Annotated in this window: 24 protein-coding genes; 13 read left to right on the forward strand and 11 right to left on the reverse strand. The window is 63.2% G+C overall.

Annotated elements, in window-relative coordinates; genetic code table 11:
• Positions 1–26: 26 nt before the first annotated feature.
• Positions 27–815 (reverse strand): DUF3108 domain-containing protein, encoded by a 789-nt coding sequence (locus FJ959_RS28515; RefSeq protein ID WP_140525409.1) that lies wholly within the window; start codon positions 813–815, stop codon positions 27–29.
• A gap of 252 nt (positions 816–1067) precedes the next feature.
• Between FJ959_RS28515 and rpmB the strand changes: the two genes are divergently transcribed.
• The 3 genes from rpmB to FJ959_RS28530 all read left to right on the forward strand — a co-directional run bounded on the left by rpmB (position 1068) and on the right by FJ959_RS28530 (position 2896).
• Complete coding sequence (rpmB, locus tag FJ959_RS28520) at positions 1068–1364, forward strand: 50S ribosomal protein L28 (RefSeq protein WP_140500766.1); 297 nt, start codon at positions 1068–1070, stop codon at positions 1362–1364.
• A 164-nt stretch (positions 1365–1528) separates the two neighbouring features.
• Positions 1529–2212, forward strand: a complete 684-nt coding sequence (locus tag FJ959_RS28525; RefSeq protein WP_140500765.1) for a queuosine precursor transporter — start codon at positions 1529–1531, stop codon at positions 2210–2212.
• A 3-nt stretch (positions 2213–2215) separates the two neighbouring features.
• The gene (locus tag FJ959_RS28530) at positions 2216–2896 is read left to right on the forward strand and encodes a hypothetical protein (protein ID WP_140584029.1); all 681 of its coding nucleotides are present in this window, start codon (positions 2216–2218) and stop codon (positions 2894–2896) included.
• A 136-nt stretch (positions 2897–3032) separates the two neighbouring features.
• Here FJ959_RS28530 and FJ959_RS28535 read toward each other — a convergent pair whose 3' ends face one another.
• From FJ959_RS28535 to FJ959_RS28550, 4 genes are all read right to left on the reverse strand, one after another.
• Positions 3033–4061 (reverse strand): esterase-like activity of phytase family protein, encoded by a 1029-nt coding sequence (locus FJ959_RS28535; protein ID WP_140625654.1) that lies wholly within the window; start codon positions 4059–4061, stop codon positions 3033–3035.
• A complete protein-coding gene (gene cobT, locus FJ959_RS28540) occupies positions 4058–5956 on the reverse strand; it encodes a cobaltochelatase subunit CobT (RefSeq protein ID WP_140525765.1) in 1899 nt (632 codons plus the stop codon). Before cobT ends, FJ959_RS28535 begins: the two co-directional genes overlap by 4 nt.
• Positions 5957–5967: 11 nt before the next feature.
• Entirely contained in the window at positions 5968–6954 is a 987-nt protein-coding gene (cobS, locus tag FJ959_RS28545) for a cobaltochelatase subunit CobS (RefSeq protein WP_140500761.1), read from the reverse strand.
• Positions 6955–7077: 123 nt separating this feature from the next.
• Entirely contained in the window at positions 7078–7698 is a 621-nt protein-coding gene (locus tag FJ959_RS28550) for a J domain-containing protein (protein ID WP_140500760.1), read from the reverse strand.
• 183 nt (positions 7699–7881) lie between these two features.
• Between FJ959_RS28550 and FJ959_RS28555 the strand changes: the two genes are divergently transcribed.
• Positions 7882–8184, forward strand: a complete 303-nt coding sequence (locus FJ959_RS28555) for a BolA family protein (protein WP_140560160.1) — start codon at positions 7882–7884, stop codon at positions 8182–8184.
• 55 nt (positions 8185–8239) lie between these two features.
• Here FJ959_RS28555 and FJ959_RS28560 read toward each other — a convergent pair whose 3' ends face one another.
• Positions 8240–9046: an alpha/beta hydrolase gene (locus FJ959_RS28560; protein WP_140633316.1), complete on the reverse strand. Its 807-nt coding sequence runs from the start codon at positions 9044–9046 to the stop codon at positions 8240–8242.
• Between the two features lie 340 nt (positions 9047–9386).
• Between FJ959_RS28560 and FJ959_RS28565 the strand changes: the two genes are divergently transcribed.
• Genes FJ959_RS28565 through FJ959_RS28575 form a run of 3 tightly spaced genes read left to right on the forward strand, consistent with a single transcriptional unit; the run spans position 9387 to position 14221 of the window.
• The gene (locus tag FJ959_RS28565) at positions 9387–11336 is read left to right on the forward strand and encodes a PrkA family serine protein kinase (protein WP_140500854.1); all 1950 of its coding nucleotides are present in this window, start codon (positions 9387–9389) and stop codon (positions 11334–11336) included.
• A 19-nt stretch (positions 11337–11355) separates the two neighbouring features.
• Positions 11356–12666, forward strand: a complete 1311-nt coding sequence (locus FJ959_RS28570; protein ID WP_140525767.1) for a YeaH/YhbH family protein — start codon at positions 11356–11358, stop codon at positions 12664–12666.
• Positions 12667–12676: 10 nt separating this feature from the next.
• Positions 12677–14221 carry a SpoVR family protein gene (locus tag FJ959_RS28575; protein WP_140500756.1) on the forward strand — a complete coding sequence of 515 codons (1545 nt, stop codon included), beginning with the start codon at positions 12677–12679 and terminating at the stop codon, positions 14219–14221.
• Positions 14222–14268: 47 nt separating this feature from the next.
• Here FJ959_RS28575 and FJ959_RS28580 read toward each other — a convergent pair whose 3' ends face one another.
• Genes FJ959_RS28580 through FJ959_RS28590 form a run of 3 tightly spaced genes read right to left on the reverse strand, consistent with a single transcriptional unit; the run spans position 14269 to position 16951 of the window.
• Positions 14269–15162 (reverse strand): HlyC/CorC family transporter, encoded by an 894-nt coding sequence (locus FJ959_RS28580; protein ID WP_140500755.1) that lies wholly within the window; start codon positions 15160–15162, stop codon positions 14269–14271.
• Positions 15159–16343: a 3-dehydroquinate synthase gene (aroB, locus tag FJ959_RS28585; RefSeq protein WP_140525768.1), complete on the reverse strand. Its 1185-nt coding sequence runs from the start codon at positions 16341–16343 to the stop codon at positions 15159–15161. The genes FJ959_RS28580 and aroB overlap by 4 nt, the downstream gene beginning before the upstream one ends.
• Positions 16340–16951, reverse strand: coding sequence for a shikimate kinase (locus FJ959_RS28590; RefSeq protein ID WP_140500753.1), 612 nt, complete (start codon positions 16949–16951; stop codon positions 16340–16342). The genes aroB and FJ959_RS28590 overlap by 4 nt, the downstream gene beginning before the upstream one ends.
• 207 nt (positions 16952–17158) lie before the next feature.
• On the opposite strand from FJ959_RS28590, the gene FJ959_RS28595 reads away from it, so the two are divergent.
• The 5 genes from FJ959_RS28595 to FJ959_RS28615 all read left to right on the forward strand — a co-directional run bounded on the left by FJ959_RS28595 (position 17159) and on the right by FJ959_RS28615 (position 21114).
• On the forward strand, positions 17159–17311 hold the full coding sequence (locus tag FJ959_RS28595; protein WP_140500853.1) for a histidine kinase: 153 nt from the start codon (positions 17159–17161) through the stop codon (positions 17309–17311).
• Positions 17312–17333: 22 nt separating this feature from the next.
• Complete coding sequence (locus FJ959_RS28600) at positions 17334–18251, forward strand: site-specific tyrosine recombinase XerD (protein ID WP_140633319.1); 918 nt, start codon at positions 17334–17336, stop codon at positions 18249–18251.
• Between the two features lie 98 nt (positions 18252–18349).
• Complete coding sequence (locus FJ959_RS28605; protein ID WP_140500751.1) at positions 18350–19300, forward strand: acetyl-CoA carboxylase carboxyltransferase subunit alpha; 951 nt, start codon at positions 18350–18352, stop codon at positions 19298–19300.
• A gap of 252 nt (positions 19301–19552) precedes the next feature.
• Positions 19553–20872 carry a murein L,D-transpeptidase family protein gene (locus FJ959_RS28610; protein WP_140500750.1) on the forward strand — a complete coding sequence of 440 codons (1320 nt, stop codon included), beginning with the start codon at positions 19553–19555 and terminating at the stop codon, positions 20870–20872.
• Positions 20873–20883: 11 nt separating this feature from the next.
• Positions 20884–21114 carry a sulfurtransferase TusA family protein gene (locus FJ959_RS28615; RefSeq protein ID WP_181168327.1) on the forward strand — a complete coding sequence of 77 codons (231 nt, stop codon included), beginning with the start codon at positions 20884–20886 and terminating at the stop codon, positions 21112–21114.
• A 12-nt stretch (positions 21115–21126) separates the two neighbouring features.
• Here the strand turns inward: FJ959_RS28615 and FJ959_RS28620 are convergent, their stop codons facing one another.
• Both FJ959_RS28620 and FJ959_RS28625 read right to left on the reverse strand, forming a co-directional pair.
• On the reverse strand, positions 21127–22239 hold the full coding sequence (locus tag FJ959_RS28620; RefSeq protein ID WP_140633322.1) for a GTP-binding protein: 1113 nt from the start codon (positions 22237–22239) through the stop codon (positions 21127–21129).
• A gap of 3 nt (positions 22240–22242) precedes the next feature.
• Positions 22243–23403: a D-alanyl-D-alanine carboxypeptidase family protein gene (locus FJ959_RS28625; RefSeq protein ID WP_140633325.1), complete on the reverse strand. Its 1161-nt coding sequence runs from the start codon at positions 23401–23403 to the stop codon at positions 22243–22245.
• A gap of 201 nt (positions 23404–23604) precedes the next feature.
• Here FJ959_RS28625 and FJ959_RS28630 point away from each other — a divergent pair, with 201 nt between their 5' ends.
• Positions 23605–24768 carry a M20 aminoacylase family protein gene (locus tag FJ959_RS28630; RefSeq protein WP_140513917.1) on the forward strand — a complete coding sequence of 388 codons (1164 nt, stop codon included), beginning with the start codon at positions 23605–23607 and terminating at the stop codon, positions 24766–24768.
• Positions 24769–24889: the final 121 nt, after the last annotated feature.

Below are 24889 nucleotides of genomic sequence, written 5' to 3' on the forward strand. Positions count from 1 at the left end.
CTGTCTCCAGTGGCGCGCGTGGCGCCTTATTGTATTGCTTCGAAACGCCTAGCGCTGATGGTCAAGGTGCCGATCTGCGTCCCGACCGTCGCGCGGATCGGCGCATATACCCCGGTTTGGCCGAGCGGCGCAAATGTCACCATGATGCGGCTTTTGTTCTTGAGGTAATTGAGTGCCTTGCGGCCCTTGCGGTAGCCCGCCACCGGTTCGAAGCCCATCCGGCAGGTGACCGTGTCGCCCTTGTAGCCGGGCACCGAGATCGACCCTTTTGAAGCGTAGCTCAGCGTCAGGTTGGCGCGCATCTCGCCGTCATACAGCCTCACGGTGCGGCCGCAGACCTTGTCGAGGCTGCCGGCATGGATGACGGTTGCCGCCATCGGATCGAGCACCGATGCCAGGTCGCCGGCGCCAAGCGGCACCCAACTGTCGGGATCGCGCTTTTCCGGCGCGGGAACGACCGTCGTCGAGATGACGTTGCCATTGGCAAAACGAATGTCGATGGCGGAGGCTTTCTTGCCGGAAGTGTAGTCCGCGCGGAACGCCTGCGGCACCATCTTCTGGCCCGAAATCGTACCCTTGGACGAGATCGTGCCGCGCGTATCGTCGAACAGCTTGGCGAGACCAGCCGCGGAAACGCTGCCGTCGATCGAGTAGACGCCGTTCTCATAATGGCTTGAAAAGCTTGATTTCGCGATAGAAAGGCCGAGAAACGACACTGTGTATTCGCCCCTGAAGGACTGCGGCGAGGCGGCCGTCGCGGCCGACGGCAAGGCGACGGCCAGCGCGGCGGCAAGGGCATGGGGCAAGCGAAGCATGGCGCGATCGGATCCTTGATTTCAACCGGAGGCGGACAACTCCGGTCTGGCATGTCCCTATGGAACCGCTTATACGACGAATTCCGGCCTTAGTATGAAATGCCGCTGGGCCCAGGCTGGAGCTTGACGCATGGGCGAAATGCAACTATGGAACGCCAACTTTTTCCATAAGGCCGCTTGACCAGAACCGCGCGCCACCCGGCGTGGGCACGAAGGTTTGGCAGGTCCCCGAGAGAACTGAAGGTTAGAACCATGTCCCGCACCTGCGAACTCACTGCCAAGGCAGTCCAGACCGGCAACAATGTGAGCCACGCCAACAACAAGACCAAGCGTCGCTTCCTGCCGAACCTCGTCAACGTGACGCTGATTTCGGAAGCGCTGAACCAGAACGTGCGCCTGCGCATTTCCGCCAACGCGCTGCGTTCGGTCGAGCATCGCGGTGGTCTCGACGCCTTCCTGGCCAAGGCTGACGTCAAGGAGCTGTCGCAGCGCGCGCGCCTCTTGAAGAAGCAGATCGCCAAGAAGCTCGCCGAGCAGGCTGCCGCGTAAACTGTCTTTCAGGCGGGGGACGACCGCCCTGGCCAACCTCTTGTTGGCCTTGAGCATCGGATCGCCGTCCGCAAGGCGGTTTCGGAAATCCGATGCTCGAACAAAGCGAGCGCGATCCGGTTTCGGCATGACGCTCCGCTGGTTCCATTACCCAGGATAAAAAAATGACTTCCTTCTCGCGATACCTGCCCTTCGTGGCCGCCATGGCGCTTGTCGTTGTGGCATCGAATATCCTCGTGCAGTTCCCGATGCAGGGTCGGATCGGCGGCTTGTCGCTGGCCGACCTGCTCACCTGGGGCGCGTTCACCTACCCGTTCTCCTTTCTGGTCACCGACCTTGCCAACCGCCGCTACGGGCCTGCCGTGGCGCGCCGGATCGTCTTTGTCGGCTTCATGACGGCGGTGGTCTGCTCGGTCCTCGTGCCGCCCTTCCTGTTCCGCCATGGTTTCATCGAGTTCGAGACCGCCGCCGACCGGCTGGTGCGCATCGCGGCGGCGTCCGGCGCGGCCTTCCTCACCGCGCAATTGCTCGACGTGACCGTGTTCAACCGTCTGCGCCGACAGAGCTGGTGGCGCGCGCCGATCGTCGGCACGCTGGTCGGCTCGGTGTTCGACACCGTCGTGTTCTTCAGCGTCGCTTTCTCCGCGGCTTTCGCCTTCGTTGGCCCAAGCGACAGTTTTGCGCTGGAAACGGCGCCGCTGATGGGCGTGCTGCCGGTCGAGGCCATGCGTTGGGTCTCCTGGGCGCTTGGCGACCTCAGCGTGAAGCTGATCATCGCCGTCGTGGCACTGATCCCCTATCGGCTGCTCGCCGCCCGCTGGAGCCAGCCGGCTGTTGCTGCGGTCTAGGCCGTGATTCCCTGGATCCAGCTGGACTCCGCGAAAACCCCGGATGGCGCGCAGGAGCTTCGGCTCAAGCGGCGCGGTTCCGAATTCTCGATCATGCTGGGCACCAACGAGTTGATGAACAGCCGCCTCAGCGGCTCGGAAGAAGCGTTGGCCAGGCTCTCCTGTCGGAGGATCGCCGGCCGCAGACAGCCGAGAATGCTGATCGGCGGGCTTGGCATGGGTTTTACGCTGCGCGCCGCTCTCGCCGAGTTGGGCGAGAATGCCGAAATCACTGTCGCGGAGTTGGTGCCGGCGGTCGTCGCGTGGGCACGAGGGCCGATGGCCGAGCTGTTTGGTGGCTGCCTCGACGATCCGCGCGTCATCGTTCGGGAGGCCGATGTCGGGCAGTTGATAAGACCCCGGCCCGCGGCCTGGGACGCCATCCTGCTAGATGTCGACAACGGCCCGGACGGCATCGTTCACAAATCCAACGACGCGCTTTACAGCCTGCAAGGCCTGGCGGCAGCGCGCATCGCACTGAAGCCCGGCGGCGTGCTTGCGGTGTGGTCGCAAGGGCCGGACAGCGGCTTCACCCGGCGGCTGAAGCAGGCAGGTTTCGCGGTCGAGGAGGTGAGCACGCGCGCCAACGGCAAGCGCGGCGCGCGCCATGTCATCTGGATCGCCACCAACGGCTCGCGACCCTGAGCGGACGCCGTCATTTGATGAGTAGTCGACCCCCACTCCGTCGAGTTGCGCTCGACGGAGTGGGGGGAAGGCGTCCGACCAAATCGAAGCCGGCGTTGAATACCTTCAACTTCAGCTTCGCAGTTGGAGCGCCAAATCAGTCCTGGTGCAAAATGAATTCCAGGTAGAGATTGCGCTGCAGGATCGAGTGGTTGTCGTCGGAGATCAGCGACACCATCAGCGCGCCGTCTTCGCGCGTCCAGACGTCGAGCCCTTCCATATTGTCGATCTGGTAGCCCATATCGGCTTCCAGCAGCACCGGACCGTCGGCGACCGCGCCCTTCTCCACGGTCTCGCCATCAATGCGCCGCAGCCGCATCTTGAGACCTCCTGCCATCGTGAAACTGCGCTCCAGCAGCAGAAGGTCGCCATCCGGCAGGAAAGCCCCATCGGTGATATCGAAATCGCCGTTGCGCTTGACGGTGAAGACGCCCTTGTGCGGACCTTCGATGATGGCGGCATAGATGTTGCCGGCCTTGTCCAAGCTCTTTTCCGACACCACGACCAGGCCGCCTTGGTGGCGGCCATTGGCATTGGCGTGGGTGACGGTCTCGAAGCCTCGGTTCCGGCGCAGCTCCCATGCCGGAACCAGGAAATCCATCTGCCTGAACGGCGCCTTCATATCGTCGGGGCCAATTTTGAACTGGGCGACGCGATGGTTGCGCTCGAAACCCACGGTGGCAATGCCGTCCTTGACGGAAAGCCCCTCGGCATCGACTTCCGATTTCTCGTCGATCGGCTGGCCCGATGCATCGACCATCTGTTCCATGCGGAAGTCCCCGATGCCTGACGGGCGCTTGTCCGCATCATGGGTCACGGTGCCGAAGAACCAGAATCCGGTATCGGCGACGCCGACGAAGTCGCGACCGCCTTTCAGGAAACGGAAGGCCGACAGCGCGCCGAAATCGCGCGACGGCGACGTCATCTCCAGCCCGCCGACGAATTCGAGCGGACCGAATTGCTTGTCGGCACGGCCTATACGGAATTCGGTGATCGGGCGGGCTAAGACCTCGACCGGTTCAACCGAGGTCGCGCCGGCCGAACTGGATGGCACCGGGGCTGCACCGGCAAACAGGGCGATGGCGGCGAAAAGTGCTTGTCGAAATCCGCCGTGCGAAAAGATCATCCGGCGCGCCGCATGCCGCCGCGCCGCGTATCGCGTGCGCTTTCCTCGGCGAACAGCGAAGCCAATTGCTCGGTCATGGCGCCGGCCAGTTCCTCGGCATCGACAATGGTGACGGCGCGCCGGTAATAGCGGGTGACGTCATGGCCGATGCCGATGGCAAGCAGCTCGACCGGCGAGCGCGTCTCGATCAGCTCGATGACGGCGCGCAGATGGCGCTCGAGATAATTGCCCGGATTGACCGACAGTGTCGAATCGTCGACCGGCGCGCCGTCGGAGATCATCATCAGGATCTTGCGCTGTTCGGGTCGGGCGATCAGCCGGTTATGCGCCCACAGCAGCGCCTCGCCGTCGATGTTTTCCTTGAGCAGGCCCTCGCGCATCATCAGTCCGAGATTGCGCCGTGCCCGCCGCCAGGGATGGTCGGCCGACTTGTAGATGATGTGGCGCAGGTCGTTCAGCCGGCCCGGATTCGGCGGCTTGCCGTCCTTCAGCCACTTCTCGCGGGCCTGCCCGCCTTTCCAGGCGCGCGTGGTGAAGCCCAAAATCTCGACCGAAACGCCGCAGCGTTCCAGCGTGCGCGCCAGAATGTCGGCGCAGGTGGCGGCCACGGTGATCGGCCGGCCGCGCATGGACCCCGAATTGTCGAGCACCAGCGTCACCACCGTGTCGCGGAATTTGGTGTCGCGCTCCTGCTTGAAGGACAGCGGCTGCATCGGATCGATGACGACGCGCACCAACCGTGCCGGGTCGAGATAGCCCTCTTCCAGGTCGAAATCCCACGACCGGTTCTGCTGCGCCATCAGGCGGCGCTGCAAACGGTTGGCCAGCCGGCCGACGACGCCGGACAGGTTGGCGAGTTGCTTGTCGAGGAAAGCGCGCAGCCGGTCGAGTTCTTCTTCCTCGCAAAGCTCCTCCGCCCCCACCGTCTCGTCGAAAGCTGACGTGAAGACCTTGTAATCGATCTCCTTCGGCAGGTTGGTGAAAGGGTTGTCATTGCGGCGCGCCTCGCCGGGCGTCTCGGCATCGGCATCGTCATCGTCGGACAAATCGTCGGCAGTGGCGTCGGAGGCTTCGGTCTCGGCCGACTGCTCGTCGTCAGCGGAAGCCTCGGCATCCTCGGACTGCGACTGTTCGGAGCCGGAATCGTCCTCGCCGCCTTCCTCGCTCTGTTCCTCGCCTTGCGGCTGGTTATCGTCATTGTCCTCTGAGTCTTCGGTCTCCTGATCGTCGCCGAGTTCCTCGGCCATTTCCATGGAGGCGAGCATATCGCGCACGACGCGGGCGAAGGCCTGCTGGTCGTCGAGCTTGGACGACAGCCCGTCGAGGTCGGCGCTGGCCTTTTCCTCTACCCAGGGGCGCCAGAGCTCGACCAGCCGCTCGCCGCTCTTGGGGATCGGCCGGCCGGTCAGCTTCTCGCGCACCATCAGCGCCAGCGCCTCCTCGATCGGGGCGTCGGCCTTGTCCTTGACGTCGACGAGATTGGCCTTGGCGTATTTGTCCTCCAGCATCGAGCCTATATTGTCGGCGACCCCTTGCATGGCGCGGCTGCCGATCGCCTCGACGCGCGCCTGCTCGACCGCGTCGTAGATGGCGCGGGCCGCCTTGCCTTCCGGCGCCAGTCTGCTGTGGATGCGCACGTCATGGCAGGCGCGCTTGAGCGCCATGGAATCGCCGAGGCCGCGGGTGATGGCTATGTCGGTCTTGGACGCCTTCTTGGGCAATTCCGGCAGCCGGGCGCGGCTGCCGGCGAGCGCCGGGCGGTCCTTGGCGAAGCCGACTTCCAGCTCCTTGTCGCCGGCGATGGCGCGCATGCAGACGGTGACGGCACGCTTGAAGCTGTCGGCTTCAGAGCCCGTCTTCGACTTGTTGCGCGTATTGTCGCCCGGACCCGCCATCGAGGCTCTGCTTAGCCCAGCACCACATTGGCGGCGCTCTCCGGCAGATCCTCGCCGAAGGCGCGCTGGTAGAACTCGGCCACCACCGAGCGCTCCAGTTCGTCGCATTTGTTGAGGAAGGTCAGCCGGAACGCCATGCCGATATTGCCGAAGATCTCGGCATTCTCCGCCCAGGTGATGACGGTACGCGGGCTCATCACGGTCGACAGATCGCCATTGATGAACGCCGAGCGCGTCATGTCGGCGACGCGCACCATCTTGTTGACGATGTCCTTGCCCTTGCCGTCGCGATAGTGCTTGGCCTTGGCCAGCACGATGTTCACCTCGTTGTCGTGCGGCAGGTAGTTCAGCGTGGTGACGATCGACCAGCGGTCCATCTGCGCCTGGTTGATCTGTTGGGTGCCGTGGTAGAGGCCGGTGGTGTCGCCCAACCCGACCGTGTTGGCGGTCGAGAACAGCCGGAACGCCGGATGCGGACGGATGACGCGGCTCTGGTCGAGCAGCGTCAGCCGACCCGACGATTCCAGCACGCGCTGGATCACGAACATCACGTCCGGACGGCCGGCGTCATATTCGTCGAAGCACAGCGCCACATTGTGCTGATAAGCCCAAGGCAGGATACCGTCGCGGAATTCGGTGATCTGCAAGCCGTCCTTGACCACGATCGCGTCCTTGCCGACGAGGTCGATGCGGCTGACATGGCTGTCGAGATTGACGCGCACGCAAGGCCAGTTGAGGCGGGCCGCGACCTGCTCGATGTGGGTCGATTTGCCGGTGCCGTGATAGCCCGAGACCATGACGCGCCGGTTGTAGGCGAAGCCGGCGAGGATCGCCATCGTCGTCGCCTTGTCGAAAAGATAGTCGGGATCGATGTCGGGCACATGTTCGCTGGTGACCGAATAGGCCGGCACCACCATCTTGGAGTCGAAGCCGAATTTGTCCTTCACCGACACCGTGGTGTCGGGCAGGTTGGCGATGTCGCGATCGACCTTGTTCATCTCTATCCACGTCTCCACGGGCGAAACGACTGATTTCGCCGGCAATCGATTTTCTCCGGGGGCGGTCTTAGAGCCTTTTCCACCCTTATGAAAGTTGGAAAACGACACGAACCGTTGGGTCGCTCAGCACAAACCCGCCTGCTTGAGCACGCGATAGGCCTGGAGCACATCGCGGAACCGGTCTTCCGAACCTCTGTCGCCGCCATTCGCATCCGGATGGTGACGCTTCACCAGTTCCTTATAGCGCGCCTTGATCTCCTTGCCAGTCGCCTTTGTATCAAGGCCAAGCGTTTCCAGCGCCTTGGCCTCAAGCGGCTTGGCCTTGCGCTCGCGCACCTCCCGGGGATCCTTCGGCCCCTTGAACAGGTCGAACGGGTCGCGCATCCGGTTGTAGTAGCCGGCGCGGCCGGAGCGCATCTGCGCCATATCGGGAGACGAGCGCGTCGAGGCGCCGTTGACGCCCATCTTCCAGGTCGGCCGATGGCCGGTCATCGCCTCCTTCTGGAAACGGGCGACCTCGGTGTCCGGAACGCCGGAAAAATAGTTGAAACCCTTGTTGTACTCGCGCACATGGTCGAAGCAGAAGCGGAAATACTCGCCCTCCTTCATGCGCCCGACCGGAGCGCGATGGGTGCCCGCCTCCTTGCAGCCATCCCACTGGCAGATCGGCGCGTGCGACTTCAGCTCCGCGTCCTTCTCCTGGCGGATGCGGATCTTCTCGAAATATTTGGGATACGGCTTCATCTAACCCATTTATGGGGCGTTCGCAGATGCGAAACAAGAATTGACATTTTCGCGATGATCGCCCTAACCGCTGAATCGCGGCATAAAGCAGGCGAAGGACCGATTTTGTTGAAGCGCGGCATGCAACGAAGTCGGTTCGGCTTCCGCGATCCCGCTGGCGATATGTGGTGAAGGGAGACGGCAATGTCCATACAGGCAACCATGGAAGACAAGTTGAGCAAGGCGTTTTCGCCGGAGCGGCTGGTCGTCATCAACGAAAGCCATCTGCACGCCGGCCATCATCATGTGGAATCCGGCCACCAGGCTACGTTCGACGGCACCGGCGAGACGCATTTCCGCGTCCGCATTGTTTCGCAGGATTTTGCCGGCATGAGCCGCATCGAGCGCCACCGCGCGGTCAACGCGCTTTTGGCCGACGAATTGAAGGCTGGCCTGCACGCGCTGGCGATCGAACCGGCGGCTCCCGGCGAAAAGACGCGCTGGTAGGCCGGTCCTCCTCGCTCCTCGCGGTGACGTTCAGAGCTCCGTTTCGATGCCGCAATCACCCAACCGCCGATTTCAGGAATGCCAGTGCCGCCCCGGTCAAGGCGTCGCCATCCTCGCCGAAATCGCGGTTGATCGACATATGCGTATAGGCGCTGCCGTCGAACAGCGTCACCTTGGTGCCGGTGGCGCGCAAGCGCTCGGCGAACGCCTTGGAGTCCCCGTCCCGGCCCGAAGCGCCTGAGTAGGCGATGAAGGTCGGTGGGTGCTTGCGGCCATCTACATAACTGGCCGGCGACAATGCCGCCCATTGCGCGGGATCGGGGAAGGCCCGCGCATAGGCCCCCGCCATGCCGCCATTCCTGGCAAGCGCGGTGAGGTCATAGGCCCTGGTGTCGTCGAGAAGCAGTGCGGCGACACCCGGCAGACCGCCACGCATGCCGGTCAGCGCAACGAGGTGACAACCGGCCGAATGGCCCATGGCCACGATCCGCCTGGCATCGCCGCCATGCCGGGCAATGTTGGCGCGGACATAGGCATAGGCCTTTTCGACATCGTCGGCCTGGGTGGCGACCTCCGCTTCGGGCAGCATGCGATAGTCGATGGAGACCAGGCAGAACCCGTTGGCGAGCAGGAAGGCCGGCTTCGCGTTGACCTGCGAGCGCTTGCCGGAGCGCCAGGCGCCGCCATGGACGAAGAAGACGACCGGCAATCCGCGTGCGCCATCCGGCGCATAGATATCGAGCTTGGCCGGCCCGTAATCGAAGGTTGTCGGCACGGGTTGGCGCTGGCCCCATGCGACCGATGTGCCCAATGGCAACATCGCCGCCGCGGAGACCAGAATAAGGCTTCGTCGATCGATCATCGCAATCTCCCGATCGTTGGGCCCGATATGTAGGCGAGGAATGCCCGCACGCACCACGAGCATCCCGTTAGACTGGGAGTGCTCAACGATCCGATTCAACACCGTACCAGCCGCATCAATGCACTCGCTTTGCCGTTCGGTTCACGAAATCGATATTTGCCCTTGACGGTCTCCTCTGGCCATCACCACCTGAGATATCAGACGAGCATTGTAACTGTGTGCTGTCCAAGTTCGATGCAGATACACGCTCTCTCTCCAATGTGGAGGGAACCACAATGCATCCCGGTAGTTGAATGAGATGAGCCGGGCGGCAGCCAGAATGGCTCTGAGGGCAACCATCATGGGTGAGAACCAGTCCGACGTCTTCGATCTGTTTTCGGAGATTTATGCAAACGCGGGCCAGGAGGAAATAAGCCTCCAGCAGTATCTCCTTGCCTGCCGGGAAGACAAGTCAATGTATGCCTCGGCGCCGGAACGGATGGTCGAGGCAATCGGCGAGCCGAACCTGGTCGACACCAGCAAGGACGAGCGGCTCGGCCGCATTTTCTCCAACCGCACGGTCAAGGTGTATCCCACCTTCTCCGATTTCTACGGAATGGAGGATACGATCGAACGCATCGCCGGCTATTTCCGCTATGCGTCGCAGGGGCTCGAGGAGCGCAAGCAGATCCTCTATCTCCTCGGCCCTGTCGGCGGCGGCAAGTCCTCCCTGGCCGAACGGCTGAAGAAACTGATGGAGGAACGCCCGATCTACACGCTCAAGGCCGGCAATCAGATCAGTCCGATTTTCGAGTCGCCGCTCGGCCTGTTCCATCCCGATCGCATGGGCGACCTGCTGGAGGACAAATACGGCATAGCCCGGCGTCGCCTCAACGGCATTATCTCGCCCTGGGCGGCCAAGCGGCTTGATGAATTGTCTGGCGACATCTCCAAATTCAGCGTGGTGAAGTTGATGCCCTCGCGGCTGCGCCAGATCGCTATCGCCAAGACGGAGCCTGGCGACGAGAACAATCAGGATGTCTCGGCGCTGGTCGGCAAGGTCGATATCAGGCAATTGGAGGATTTCAGCCAGTCCGATCCGGATGCCTATTCCTACAGCGGCGGGCTGAACCGGACCACGCAAGGCCTGCTCGAATTCGTCGAGATGTTCAAGGCGCCCATCAAGGTCCTGCATCCGCTGCTGACGGCGACCCAGGAAGGCAGCTATAACGGCACCGAGAATTTCGGCGCCTTCCCCTATCAGGGCATCATCGTCGCCCATTCCAACGAATCGGAATGGCAACAGTTCAAGAACAACAAGAACAACGAGGCCTTTCTCGACCGCATCCTGGTGGTCAAGGTGCCGTATTGCCTTCGGATCACCGAGGAGAGGCATATTTACGAGAAACTGTTGCGCGAGAGCGAGCTGGCCGGCAGCCCCTGCGCACCTGAAGTGCTGGATATTCTCAGCCGGTTCACGGTCTCGACCCGTCTTGCCGAGCACGACAATTCGCCGCTCTACACCAAGATGCGCGCCTATGACGGCGAAAACCTCAAGGAGGTCGACCCCCGGGCCAAGTCGGTTCAGGAATATCGCGACGCCGCCGGCGTCGACGAGGGCATGACCGGCGTAAGCACGCGCTTCGCCTTCAAGATCCTGTCGCAGACATTCAACTACGACACCAACGAGGTCGCGGCGGATCCCGTGCACCTGATGTACATCCTGGAAGAGGCGATCAAGCGCGAGCAGTTCCCAAAGGAGACGGAAGCGAGCTATCTCGAATTCATCAAGTCGGAACTGGCGACGCGCTATGCCGAGTTCATCGGCCACGAGATCCAGAAGGCCTATCTGGAATCATACAGCGAGTATGGCCAGAACCTATTCGACCGCTACATCGCCTATGCCGATGCCTGGATCGAAGATCAGGACTACAAGGATCCCGATACGGGCCAGATCCTCAATCGCGAGATATTGGACAAGGAGTTGTCGCAGGTCGAAAAACCGGCCGGCATCGCCAACCCCAAGGATTTCCGCAACGAAGTGGTCAAGTTCACGCTGCGTGCCCGGGCACGCAACCACGGCCGCAACCCGTCATGGACAAGCTACGAAAAGCTGCGCGAGGTCATCGAGAAGCGCATGTTCGGCCAGGTCGAAGATCTTCTGCCGGTGATCAGTTTCGGCTCCAAGCAGGACAGCGTCACGGAAAAGCGGCACAATGAATTCGTGCAGCGCATGGTGCAACGCGGCTACACCGAGCGGCAGGTACGGCGGCTGGTCGACTGGTACATGCGCGTGAACAAGGCGGGCTGAGAAAAGCCCGGATGGTTCCATGCCGATCTTCATCGACCGCCGCCTCAATCCGAAGGACAAGAACCTGGGCAATCGCCAGCGCTTTCTCAGGCGCGCGCGGGAAGAACTCAAGCGGAGCATCCGTGACCAGATAAGGACGGGCCGGATCGCCGATGTGGACAGCGGGCATGCCGTGCCGATGCCTCACAGAGGCACCAGCGAACCGACCTTCAGCGATGCCAGGGACAGCGGCCGGCGCCAGCACATCCTGCCAGGAAACAGGACGTTCATTCCCGGTGACCTGGTGCCCAAACCCGGGCAGGGCGGCGCAGGTTCCTCGTCGCCGGGAAACACGGCATCCGAGGACGACTTTCGCTTCGTGCTTTCGCGCGAGGAAGTTCTCGACCTCTTTTTCGAGGATCTCGAACTGCCGGATCTGGTCAAGCTCAATCTCAAGCAGATACTCGCATTCAAGCCAAGGCGGGCAGGTTTTGCGGCAACAGGATCACCGACCAACATCAATGTCGGGCGCACGATGCGAAACAGCCACGCCCGCCGTATCGCGCTTGGGCGCCCAAAGCAGCCGGAGCTGGATGCGATCCTCCGGCAGCTCGCCAAACTGGAATCGAAGCCGCCAAACGCCGCGACCCGCGAACGCATCTTGACTTTGCGGGAGGAACTCGAGCGGCTGGAGCGCCGCCGAAAGCGTATTGCCTTTGTCGATCCCGTCGACATCCGCTTCAATCGCTTCGACCCGCAGCCGGTGCCGAATGCCAGCGCCGTCATGTTCTGCCTGATGGACGTCTCCGGGTCGATGGGCGAGCGCGAGAAGGATTTGGCCAAGCGCTTCTTCGTTCTGCTGCACCTGTTCCTGACCCGACGCTATGAGCGCACGGAGATCGTCTTCATCCGCCACACGCACGAGGCCCAGGAGGTGGACGAAGAGACATTCTTCTACTGCACGCAAAGCGGAGGCACGGTCGTTTCCACCGCGCTGGAGGAAATGCAACGCATCATAGAACAACGCTATCCGGCCACGGAGTGGAACATCTATGCCGCCCAGGCTTCGGACGGTGACAATTTCGCCACCGACTCGCAGCGCTGCATAGAACTGCTCCATGGCAAGCTCATGCGCCTGTGCCAGTATTTCGCCTATGTGGAGATCATCGACGAACGCGAAAGTCATATTTTCGGCTCGACCGAAAATGGCACCTCGCTCTGGCGCGCCTATAGCGCCGTCGAGCAAAAATGGCCGAACTTCCAGATGAGGCGCATCGCCGCTCCGGCCGATATCTACCCGGTATTTCGCCAGCTTTTCGCCAGGCAGCCGGCTATGGCCAAGAGCGCGTAAGGGGTGCCGGATGGCTGGCCAGGCCAACAAATCGGGGTTGCTTTTCTCCGGATCCGACTGGGATTTCAAAAAGCTGTCGCGGGTCTATGAGGAGATCGAGGCGATTGCGGTCGACCAGCTTCATCTCGACACCTATCCGGTGCAGATGGAGGTCATCTCTTCCGAGCAGATGCTCGACGCCTACTCGTCGGTCGGCATGCCGCTGATGTACCGGCATTGGTCGTTCGGCAAGCATTTCCTTTACAACGAGCTTCTCTATCGCAAAGGCGGTCGCGGGCTGGCCTATGAATTGGTCATCAATTCCAATCCCTGCATCGTCTACCTGATGGAGGAAAACACCATGGCGCTGCAGGCCTTGGTGACCGCCCATGCAGCACTTGGACACAATCACTTCTTCAAGAACAATTACCTTTTCCGCCAATGGACGGATGCCGGAGGAATCCTGAGCTATCTGGACTTTGCCAAGGGCTACATCGCCCGGTGCGAGGAGCGGCACGGCCTGGCTGCCGTGGAAGCCATTCTCGATTCCGCACACGCGCTGATGGAGCAAGGCGTGTTCCGGTATCACCGGCCGCCGAAACTGTCGTCGGAGCAGCAGCGCGAGGGACTTCGCGAGCGCCTCGAATACGAGGAGCGCTCCTACAATGACTTATGGCGCACCCTGCCGCCCGCGCAGGACGCCGACAACTCCGAAGCGGGCGATGAAGGCGTGTCGGAGCGGAAGAAATCGCTCAATCTGCCCGAGGAAAACCTGCTCTATTTCCTTGAGAAGAACAGCCTTGTCCTCGAACCCTGGCAGCGCGAGATCCTCAGGATCGTCCGCGTCATTGCGCAGTATTTTTACCCGCAGCGGCAAACCCAGGTGATGAACGAAGGCTGCGCCACTTTCGTGCACTACACGCTCATGAACATGCTGTTCGACCGTGGCCGGATCACCGAAGGCGCGATGCTCGAAATCCTGCGCAACCACTCGAACGTGATCTTCCAGCCATCCTTCGACGACCAGCGGTTTTCCGGCATCAACCCCTACGCGCTCGGGCTTGACATGATGCAGGACATTCAGCGCATCTCGACCGAGCCGACAGCCGAAGATCGCGACTGGTTCCCGGACATAGCCGGCCGTGGCGACTGGCTTGAGACGCTGCTCGACGCCTGGGCCAACCACCGCGACGAATCCTTCATTCGCCAGTATCTCAGCCCGACCTTGATACGAAAATGGCGGCTCTTCGTCCTGGCCGATGGAGCCGACCAACCGCACTACGAAGTCGCATCGATCCACAACGAGCGGGGCTACAACAACATACGCGCCGCGCTGGCCCACAGCTATGATGTGGGCGCGAGCCGGCCCGACATCCAGGTTGTGGACGTGGACCTGCTCGGCGACCGGCATTTGCGGCTACAGCACAAGGTGAAGAATGGGGTCGTGCTGGAGAATGACAGCCGCGACGCGACCCTTCGCCACATCCGGCATCTCTGGGGCTATGAAGTCAGCCTGGCGGCCGTCGACGCCGACACCGACGCAATGGTCGGCGAACGCTCGACCAAGGACTGTTGAGCATCAGGGATGACGCGGTTGTGCGTGTCTGCGACACGATGGACCGTTCAGCTGTCGCCTGCCGGCCTGATCCTGAGCCTGGCGACGCGGTTCTTGTCGCGTTTCATGACGATGAAACGCTTGCCGTGGAAGGTGAAGGCCTGCTTCTCCTCGGGGATCGACTGCGTCTCATGGATGACCAGGCCGGCGATGGTGGTTGCCTCCTCGTCCGGCAGGTCCCAGTCGAGCGCCCGGTTCAGGTCGCGGATCGGCACGGTTCCGTCGACGACGACGGAACCGTCCGCCTCCTGCTTGACGCCCTGTATGTCGACATCGTGCTCGTCGGCGATCTCGCCGACAATCTCCTCGATGATGTCCTCCAGCGTCACCAGCCCTTCGACCTCGCCATACTCGTCGACGACGACGGCGAAATGCGCCTTGCGGCGCAGGAAGGCGTTGAGCTGTTCCTGCAATGTCGTCGTATCGGGCACGAACCAGGGCTTTGACGCGATCTTCATCACATCGATCCTGGAGAAGTCGTTGCCGACATCGTTGAGGGCGCGCAGCAGGTCCTTGGCGTGCAGCACGCCGACAATGTTGTCGAGCGACCCCTTCCACAAAGGCATGCGGGTGTGCGGGCTCTGCAGGATCTCGCGCACCACGGCTTCCGGTGCATTGTCGGCGTTGACCGAGCGCATATTGGTGCGGTGGACCATGACGTCGGAGACTTCGAGCTCCTCGAGGTCGAACAACCCGCCGATGCGATCGCGCTCCTCGCGCACCACCTGGCCGTCACGGCGGAAATCGTCGACGGCGCCGCGCAGCTCGTCCCCGCTCGAACGCTGCGGCTCGATGCGCGACAGTTCATAGCCGAAAGCGGCAAGCAGGCGCGTGCGCATGGCGACGGCCAACAGGATGAGGACGGCAAGGAAAGCGACGACGATCCAGCCGGCCCCGTTCATTTCGGACGGCTTCCTTGCCTGTCCGGACGGCTTCCTTGCCGGCCCGGACGGCTTTCCGTCGCGCTCGGGTGGTTCTCCCTGAGGAACGACAGCACTTCCGAGGCCGGCACGTCCTTGGCGATGAAGGCCTCTCCGATGCCGCGCGTCAGGATGAAGGTCAGCGCGCCGCGCGACACTTTCTTGTCCTGGGTGATGAAGCCAAGCAGTGCATCGGCGTCGGGCAGTTCGCCGGGAATGTCAGCCATCCGCCACGGCAGTCCCACCGTGTTGAGATGCGCCTCGACGCGCGCCGCATCGTCTGGACTGGCCAGGTTGAGCCGCGACGAGAAGCGATGCGCCAGCGCCATGCCGATGGCGACCCCCTCGCCATGGACGAGGCGGGCGCCGTCATATCGGGTGGCGGCCTCCAGCGCATGGCCGAAAGTGTGGCCGAGATTGAGGAGCGCGCGGTCGCCGGTCTCGAACTCGTCGCGGGCAACGACATCCGCCTTGGCGCGGCAGGCCTCGGCGATGGCCTCCACCCTCTCCGGTCCGCCGGCGAACACGCTGGCCCAGTTTTTCTCCAGCCAGGCGAAGAATTCGGGCCGGTCGATCAGCCCGTATTTGGCGAGTTCGGCATAGCCGGCGCGAAATTCGCGGATCGGCAGCGTATCGAGCACTCCGGTATCGGCCAGCACCAGCTTCGGCTGATGGAAGACGCCGACCAGGTTCTTGCCGCGCGCGCTGTTGATGCCGGTCTTGCCCCCGACCGAGGAATCGACCTGCGCCAGGAGCGAGGTCGGGATCTGCACGAAGTTCATGCCGCGGCGCACGATGCCGGCGGCAAAGCCGGCCAGGTCGCCGATGACGCCGCCGCCGAGGGCGATGACGACGTCGCCGCGTTCCAGCTTCGCGGCCAGGACGCCGTCCACTACCTCTTCGAGATGCGCGAAACTCTTGGTTTTCTCGCCGGGCGGCAGCGTGATCACGGCGGGCTCGATGCCGCTCTCGAGCAGACCGGCCTTCAGCGTATGGAGATGCGCCGCCGCGACGTTTTCGTCGGTCACGACTGCGACGCGTCGGCCCGGCAGGCGGCGCGACATCTCGGCGCCGGCGTGCGACAAAAGCCCCGGCCCGATCAGGATGTCGTAAGCCCGCTCGCCAAGTCCGACCTCGACGGCAACGGCAGCAGCGGCGCTCATGGTTCGACCTCGCCCGCGGGAGTGGTCTGGGCTATATCGAAATGCCGGCACAGCGCCTCCACCACCTCGGCCGCGATGACTTCCTTGCGGTCGTCGCGGGTCGGCACGGTGACGTCCGATGTCGCATAGACCGGATAGCGTTCACTCATCAGCCGCTCGAGCACGCCACGCGGATCGGGGCTCTTCAGCAGCGGCCGGTTCTGTTTCTTGGAGACCCGGTCCATCAAAAGGTCGAGTTCGGCCTTCAGCCATACCGACACGCCATGTGCCGCTATCGCCTCGCGCGTCTGTGCGTTCATGAAGGCGCCGCCGCCGGTCGACAGCACCTGCGGGCCGTTTTCCAGCACGCGCAGGATGACGCGCTGCTCCAGCGCCCGGAACTCCGTTTCGCCATAGCGTTCGAACAGTTCCGGAACGGTCATGCGCGAGACGTTTTCGATCTCCTGGTCGCTGTCGATGAAAGGCAGCGCCAGCACGGTGGCGACCTTGCGGCCGATCGCGGTCTTGCCGGCGCCCATCAGGCCGACAAAGACGATGGAGCGGCCGCCAAGCCTGCCCAGCAGCGCGGCATGGCTCCCGCCCGGAGGATTTGCTGGTAGCGCGTTCATCAGCCTCGAAGCCCTCTTTGCCGGCGTATCGACATGAAAAGCCCGGTTGCGTCAAGCGCACTGAGGCAGGCTGGCCTCCCGCGAGCGAGGAACCGGCTGCATTGGAAGTTGCCGGCGCGCTTCAGCTTCTTGCTTGAATTGGCCGGATTGGCGTCCCATAAGGGCACAGGGTTTGGAAACGCAGAACAAGAAGACGGGCGAAGATTGATGCCGACACTGTTTCGCCTTGTCGTGATAACAGCGATTCTGGCGGGCATCGCCTATGGTACGATGTTCGCGTTGGTGATGTTCGTCGAGCCGAAAAAGGCGGAAATGAGCGTGCGCATCCCTCCGGAAAAGCTGAACCCAAAGAAAAACTGAGCCCGAAGAAAAACTTCAGGAAATGAACAGCGCTGCCCGCATCGAAGCCTTTCTGGAGATGATGAGCGCCGAGCGGGGTGCCGCCGAAAACACGCTCTCCTCCTATCGCCGCGACCTCGATGACGCTTCGCAGGAAATCCCCGGCGGTCTTGCCGGCGCCGGCGCCGAAGACATCCGCGCCTATCTCGACGACATCGCCGCACGCGGCTTCGCCCCGACATCGCAGGCACGCAAATTGTCGGCGATCCGCCAGTTCTTCAAATTCCTCTACGCCGAGGGCCTGCGCCGCGACGACCCGACCGGCACGCTGGACAGCCCGAAAAAAGGCCGCCCGCTGCCGAAGACCATGAGCGAGGCCGACACCGGCCGGCTGATCGACCGCGCCGCGCAGGAGGCCGGCGATGCCGGGCTTGGCGAGAGCGACAGGCTGGCGGCGCTGCGCCTGCATGCGCTGGTCGAAGTGCTTTATGCCACGGGCCTGCGCGTTTCGGAACTGGTCGGCTTGCCGGTGACGGTGGCGCAGCGCGACGACCGTTTCTTCATGGTGCGCGGCAAGGGCAACAAGGAGCGCATGGTGCCGCTGTCGGCCAAGGCGCGCGCGGCGATGCGGGCCTGGCTCGCCGCCCGGGCCAACGTGCCCGCTTTCGCCGACAGCCCGTTCCTGTTTCCTGCCGCGTCGGACAGCGGCTACCTCTCGCGCCAGGTCTTCGCCCGCGACCTCAAGGGGCTGGCGGCCCGGGCCGGCATTGCCTCGGCCAAGGTCTCGCCGCATGTGCTTCGCCATGCTTTCGCCAGCCATCTCTTGCAGAACGGGGCTGATCTCAGGGCCGTGCAGCAACTGCTTGGCCATGCCGACATATCGACGACACAGATCTATACCCATGTGCTGGAGGAGCGATTGGTGCGGCTGGTCAACGATCATCACCCGCTTGCCGACTAGACCTCATATCGCTATGTGAGGGCGACGTTCCATCGCCCGGAGCCCCGGATTTCAGGGTCCCGCCAGTCTTTGCTTCCGACGTATCGGTCCGCCCAAGCATGTACAACTACCTCGATTTCGAAAAGCCGGTGCAGGATCTGGAACTCAAGATCCTGGAACTGAAGAAGCTTGCCGAGAACGGCGAGGCGGTCGATGTCGCCGACGAGATCAGCAGGCTCGAGAAGCGGTCGCGCGATGCCCTGCGCGATCTCTACAAGGCATTGACCCCATGGCAGAAGGTGCAGGTGGCGCGCCACTCCGACAGGCCCCACTGCGTCGACTACATCAAGGGCCTGTTCAGCGATTTCACGCCGCTCGCCGGCGACCGCAATTTCGGCGAGGACCAGGCGATCGTCGGCGGCTTTGCCCGGTTCCGCGGCGAACCGGTAGCGATCCTCGGCCAGGAGAAGGGCTCCGACACGGCGAGCCGGCTGAAGCACAATTTCGGCTCGGTGCGCCCCGAAGGCTATCGCAAGGCCGTGCGGCTGATGGAGCTTGCCGACCGCTTCAAGATCCCGCTGCTGACGTTGGTCGACACGGCCGGCGCCTATCCCGGCGTCGGCGCCGAGGAGCGCGGCCAGGCCGAAGCCATTGCCCGTTCGACCTCGGCCTGCCTTGCGCTCAAGGTGCCGTCGATTTCGGTTGTCATCGGTGAAGGCGGTTCGGGCGGCGCCATTGCCATCGCCACCGCCAACCGCGTCTACATGCTGGAACATGCCATCTATTCGGTGATCTCGCCCGAGGGCGCGGCCTCCATCCTGTGGCGCGACACGACGCGCTCCAAGGACGCGGCGACCAACATGAAGATCACCGCCCAGGACCTTCTGGAACTGAAGATCATCGACGCCATCATTCCCGAACCGATCGGCGGCGCCCAGCGCGCACCCGAAACGGTGATTGCCGCGACGGGCGATCTCATCGCCAGGACGATGAAGGATTTTGCCGGCGCCAACATGGATTTTCGCGAGCAGCGCCGCGAGAAGTATCTGGCAATGGGCCGCAGCCTCTGACCACGATTTGGCGGCTCAACCGGGCCGCCGCAAGCCGCCTCCACGGCAACGCTCCACGGCAATGTGGCGGCGATGAGCAATTTCGCCACAAAAATGCCGCCGGATTCGGTTCAATGGAATTGCCGTGAGGGGTGGCCGGGGCTTGCGGTAAGGAATTTTCAAGGTTAACGGGCTTACGGTCCGTCTGTGTTCAGCATGCGGGCTCGGCCGTTTCGAAGCCATTGGCCCGAAAGAGAAGACGTAGCCTTATCCATGTTTGCCAAGCTTGCCCGCACCGGAATTCTCATCACCGCGATAGCCGTCGCCGGCTGCAATGATTCGTCGATGAAGGATTTTGCCCCGGAGGCCAACAAGCCCCTGCCCGACAAGATCCTGGCCGACATGAGGGCCAAGGGCATGGTGCGCACCTCCTCAGTGATGGCGCGCATCTTCAAGGAAGAGGGCAAGCTCGAAATCTGGAAGGCCAAGACCAACGGCCGCTACGACATGGTCGCCAGCTACGATATCTGCAAATGGTCGGGCAAGCTCGGGCCGAAATACACCGAGGGCGACCGCCAGGCGCCGGAAGGTTTTTATACCGTGCGTCCGGCGCAGATGAACCCGCGCTCGAACTACCATCTGTCCTTCAACATCGGCTATCCCAATGCCTATGACCGCGCCAACGGCCGCACCGGCTCCAACCTGATGGTGCACGGCGCCTGCTCGTCTTCGGGCTGCTATTCGATGACCGATGCCCAGATCGAGCAGATCTATGCGTTCGGCCGCGATGCCTTCCAGGGCGGCCAGACCGAGTTCCAGATCCAGGCCTTCCCGTTCCGCATGACCGCCGCCAACATGGCGCGCTACCGCAACGACCCGAATTACGAATTCTGGAAGATGCTGAAGGTCGGCTACGACAATTTCGAGATCACCAAGGTACCGCCGAAAGTCGACGTTTGCGAGAAGCGCTACGTCTTCAACCAGGTGGCTCCCGAAGGCACCACATTCAATCCGACCGGCCCCTGCCCTGCGTCCACGCAGCCGGATTCGCTGAAAAGCGCCTACAGTGCTTATCAGAGCACGTATGAGGCTGCGTTCAACGGCGCCCTCAAGGCAAGCACGCCGGCGCCCAAGCCCACCATCGCCGGCATCAAGGAAGCCAGCATCGTCTCCGACTGGTCCAAGCGCCGTGCGCGCGGCGAGCGCGTGCCGATCGACCCGCCATCGCTCAACTCGGACGGCTCGGTCACCGAGACGGCGCGCATGGGCCGCATCGATTCGCCCGCCGGCCGCAAGATGGCCGCGCTCGATGCCGAAAAGGCCGCGAAGCAAAAAGCCGAGGAGCAGCGGCTGGCCGCGATAGAAGCTGCCAAGCAGGCCAAGGCGCAAGCGCTGGCCGAAAAGGAAGCCGCCAAGGCGCAGGCGCTGGCCGAAAAGGAAGCGGCCAAGACCGCCAAGGAAGCCCCTGTCGCCACCGCGACGATCGAAGCGCCGGCCGAGCCCGCACCGCCGGCCGAAACGCAGGCCGCAAGTGCCGACGAGAGCCGCGTGACGAGGCTGAAGAACAAGCTGCTCGGCATGTTCGGCGGCTGACATTTTTCGCCGTGACCGACGTCACCGTCTACGATCTGAAGGGGCTGAACTGCCCTTTGCCGGTGCTGAAGGCGAAGAAGCGGCTGGCCGGGATGCGGCCCGGCAGCCGGCTCTGGCTGGAAACGACCGATCCGCTCGCGGTTATCGACATTCCGGCGTTCTGCGCCGACTCTGGTCATCATCTCGTAGAGACATCCGCCATATCAGGCGGTCACCGCTTCCTGGTCGAGCGCGGCGAATAGCTGTCGTAAAGGTCAGCGTCCCGCGATCGCCAAGGGATTGTTCTCCAGCGCCGCGCGGTCGGGCGTGTCGATCGAGGGCCGGTTGGTGAAGGCGGCAAACAGTAGCCTTACATAGTCTTCGGGCATGTCGAGCGTGATCAGCACCAGCCGGGTGCCGCGCTGGCCGTCCGGCCAGGACGGCAATCGAGCTGGCGGATGCAGGATTTTCTGCACGCCATGCACCACCAGCGGCCGCGACGGATCTTCCTCGAGTTCGATGACGCCCTTCATGCGCAACAGGCGCTCGCCATGCGTGGAGCGCAAAAGATCGAGGAACATCTCGATGGCCGAGAACGGCACCGGGCCGTCATGCACCAGGGAGTGGGTGCGGATTCGCTGATCGTGCCGGTGCCCGTGGTCGTGGCCGTGCCCCTGGTCATGCCCGTCATGATCATGATGATCATGGTCATGCGTCGCCTCCTCGCCGAGCCAGCGCCGCACATCGGCGGATTTGGTCGCTGGGTTGTAGAGGCCGCAGTCGAACAGCGCCGCGACGCTCCTTTTCGCATCGTCGACAGCCAGCAGTTCGGCGCCCGGATTGATCTGCCGCAGCCGCGTCCGCAGCGCTTCCGGTCCATCCGGACCAGCGACCAGGTCGGTTTTGGAGAGCACGATGCGGTCGGCGACGGCGACCTGCTTGACCGCCTCGACATGGGCGTCGAGCGTGGCATCGCCGTTGACCGCGTCGACCAAGGTGATGACGCCGTCGAGCCGGAAAGCCTGGACCAGTGCCGGATGCGCCATGATCGATTGCAGCACCGGTGCCGGATCGGCAAGGCCGGTGGTCTCGACGATGACGCGGGCAAGGCGGGCGATGCGGCCGGTCTGCAGCCGGTCGACCAGATCGGCCAGCGTGTCGACCAGTTCGCCGCGTACCGTGCAGCAAAGGCAGCCGTCCGAAAGCTGGATGATGCCGTCGGACGCCTGTTCCACCAGCAGGTGATCGATCGCCACTTCGCCATATTCGTTGATGATGACGGCCGTGTCGGCCAGCGCCGGGTCCTTCAGGAGCCGGTTGAGCAGCGTCGTCTTGCCGGCGCCGAGAAAACCGGTCAGCACGGAAACAGGGATGGGAAAACCACTCATTGCCTAGTTCGCAACCTTGACGGGTTGGTCGCCCTGCGCAGCCGAGCCCGCCACCGTCGGGCCGGCGCCGGGCGCCGGTCTGTCCGGCCGCCAGGTCGGAATAGGCACGTCGGCATATTCCTGGCTGCCCTGGGCGAGCATGGCCAGCGGGGTCGGGCCGGTCGCGCCGCCAAGCCCCACGGCAACCAGTGTCGGCACGTGGTCGAGCTTTTCCTGGTAGGGCGATTTCGGCACGTTCTTGGCGACGACGGGCGGAGCCTCGGACTGCTCAGCCGGCGCCTTCTTCTTGCAGATCTCGTCACGCATGTCGTTGGGCGAGATGGTGTCGCCGTAGGGCGCCAGCGTGGCAATGGTGGCCGAGCCGGCGGCAGGCGTATCGAAACCCTGGTCGAGCAGTTTGGCCGCGGCCTCGGCACGGGTGATCGCCGACTTCTCGCCGAGCACCACCGCCACCAGCGTGCGGCCGTTGCGGGTCGCCGAACCGATCATGTTGAAGCCGGAGGGGCAGACGAAGCCCGTCTTCATGCCGTCGGCCCCGGGATAGCGACCGATCAACAGGTTGTAGTTGGGGATCGCCTTCTTGCCGACCGCAAGCCCCTCGATCGAGAACCACGGCGCATATTGCGGAAACTCGCGGCGGATCGCCGTCACCAGCACGGCCAGGTCGCGCGCTGTGGTGTACTGGTCCGGCGAATAAAGCCCGTTCGGATTGACGAAATGCGTTCCGTTCATGCCGAGCCGGACCGCCTCGGCGTTCATGCGCTCGGCAAAGGCTGCCTGCGATCCCCCGACATTCTCGCCGACGGCCATGGCGATATCGTTTGCCGACTTGACCAGCATCATCTTCAGCGCATTGTCGAGCCGCATCACCGAGCCTGGCTTGAAGCCCATCTTGCTCGGCGGCTCGGCGGCGGAATGTTTCGTTACCTTGATCGGCGAATCGAGCCGGACCTCGCCGGCCGCGATCGCCCGGAAGGTCACATAGGCCGTCATCAGCTTGCTCAGCGATGCCGGGTACCAGCGCTTGAACGCGTCCTGATGCTGGAGGATCTTGCCGCTGTTCAGGTCGAACAGCACGACCGGATTGGCCGGCGCCGGCCCGGCCAGCGCCGAGAACGCCACGGCGCCCGCGCAGAATAGTTTGAGGAAATGCCTGTGCCTCATGATCGAATCCGAAATCGCCTCTTGCCGTAGTCGCCCCTGGCTCCGTAAGATTTACGCGATCGCCAGCAAAATGAGTCCGTCCTCAAAAACGGACCGCATTGTTGCGGTGCTATTTACTCTATGTGACGTCAACATGGCAAAGTGCCTGACGATCACAATTGCAAGGCAGCGGACCTGCCCCAACAGCGAGATGGAACTATCATGCCAATCCTGAACCGTGCCGCCGAAATGCAGGACGAGGTTGCCGGCTGGCGACGACATCTGCACCAGACCCCGGAACTGAATTTCGACGTCTTCAAGACAGCCGCCTTCGTCACCGAGAAGCTGAAGGCCTTCGGCTGCGACGATGTGGTGACGGGGCTGGGCAAGACCGGCGTCGTGGGCATCATTCGCGGCCGCCAGGGCGAAGGCGCCACCATCGGCCTGCGCGCCGACATGGACGCGCTGCCGCTCAACGAGATCACCGGCAAGCCCTATGCCTCGACCGTTCCCGGCAAGATGCATGCCTGCGGCCATGACGGCCATACGGCGATGCTTTTGGGTGCGGCGAAGTATCTCGCCGAGACCCGCAACTTCGCCGGTTCGGTGGCGGTCATCTTCCAGCCGGCCGAAGAAGGCGGCGGCGGCGGCAACGAGATGGTCAAGGACGGCATGATGGAGCGTTTCGACATCGCGAAAGTGTTCGGCATGCACAACATGCCGGGCCTGCCGGTCGGCCAGTTCGCCATCCGGCCGGGCCCGATCATGGCGGCGACCGCGGAATTCACCATCACCGTGAAAGGCCGCGGCGGCCATGCGGCGATGCCGCACGGCACGATCGACCCGATCGTCATCACCAGCCAGTTGGTCGGCGCCCTGCAGACGATCGCCTCGCGCAGCACCGACCCGGTTGAAGCGGTGGTGGTGTCGGTGACCAAATTCCATGCCGGCGACGCCTACAACATCATCCCGGAATCGGCGGAGATCGCAGGCACGGTGCGCACCTTGCGCAAGGAAATCGCCAAGAAGTCGGAAGAGCGCATTCGTGCCATCTGCGACGGATTGGCCACGGCCTTCGGCGCGAAGATCGAGGTCGATTACCAGGCGAACTACCCCGTAACCTTCAACCATGCGGAAGAGACGGTTTTTGCCAGCGACGTCGCGGCAAACGTCGCCGGCGACGCTCATGTCCACCGCGGCATCCAGCCCGTGATGGGCGGCGAGGACTTCTCCTACATGCTGGAAGCCAGGCCCGGCGCCTTCATTTTCATTGGCAATGGCGACACCGCCGGCCTTCACAACCCGGCCTATGACTTCAACGACGAGGCCATCCCGCACGGCATGAGCTACTGGGTGAAGCTGGCCGAAACCGCGCTCGCCGCCTGAGGCCTGGCGGCGGCGGGGGCGGGCCGATTGTGTTCGGCCCGCCCCTGTCGGTAGCTAATCAAGTTGTCCGGTTTGGTAGCACATGATCTGTCCGCTTCTGTTTTGGCGTCGAAGCGGTTCA

Source organism: Mesorhizobium sp. B2-2-4 (assembly GCF_006442375.1).
Classification (GTDB): Bacteria; Pseudomonadota; Alphaproteobacteria; order Rhizobiales; family Rhizobiaceae; genus Mesorhizobium.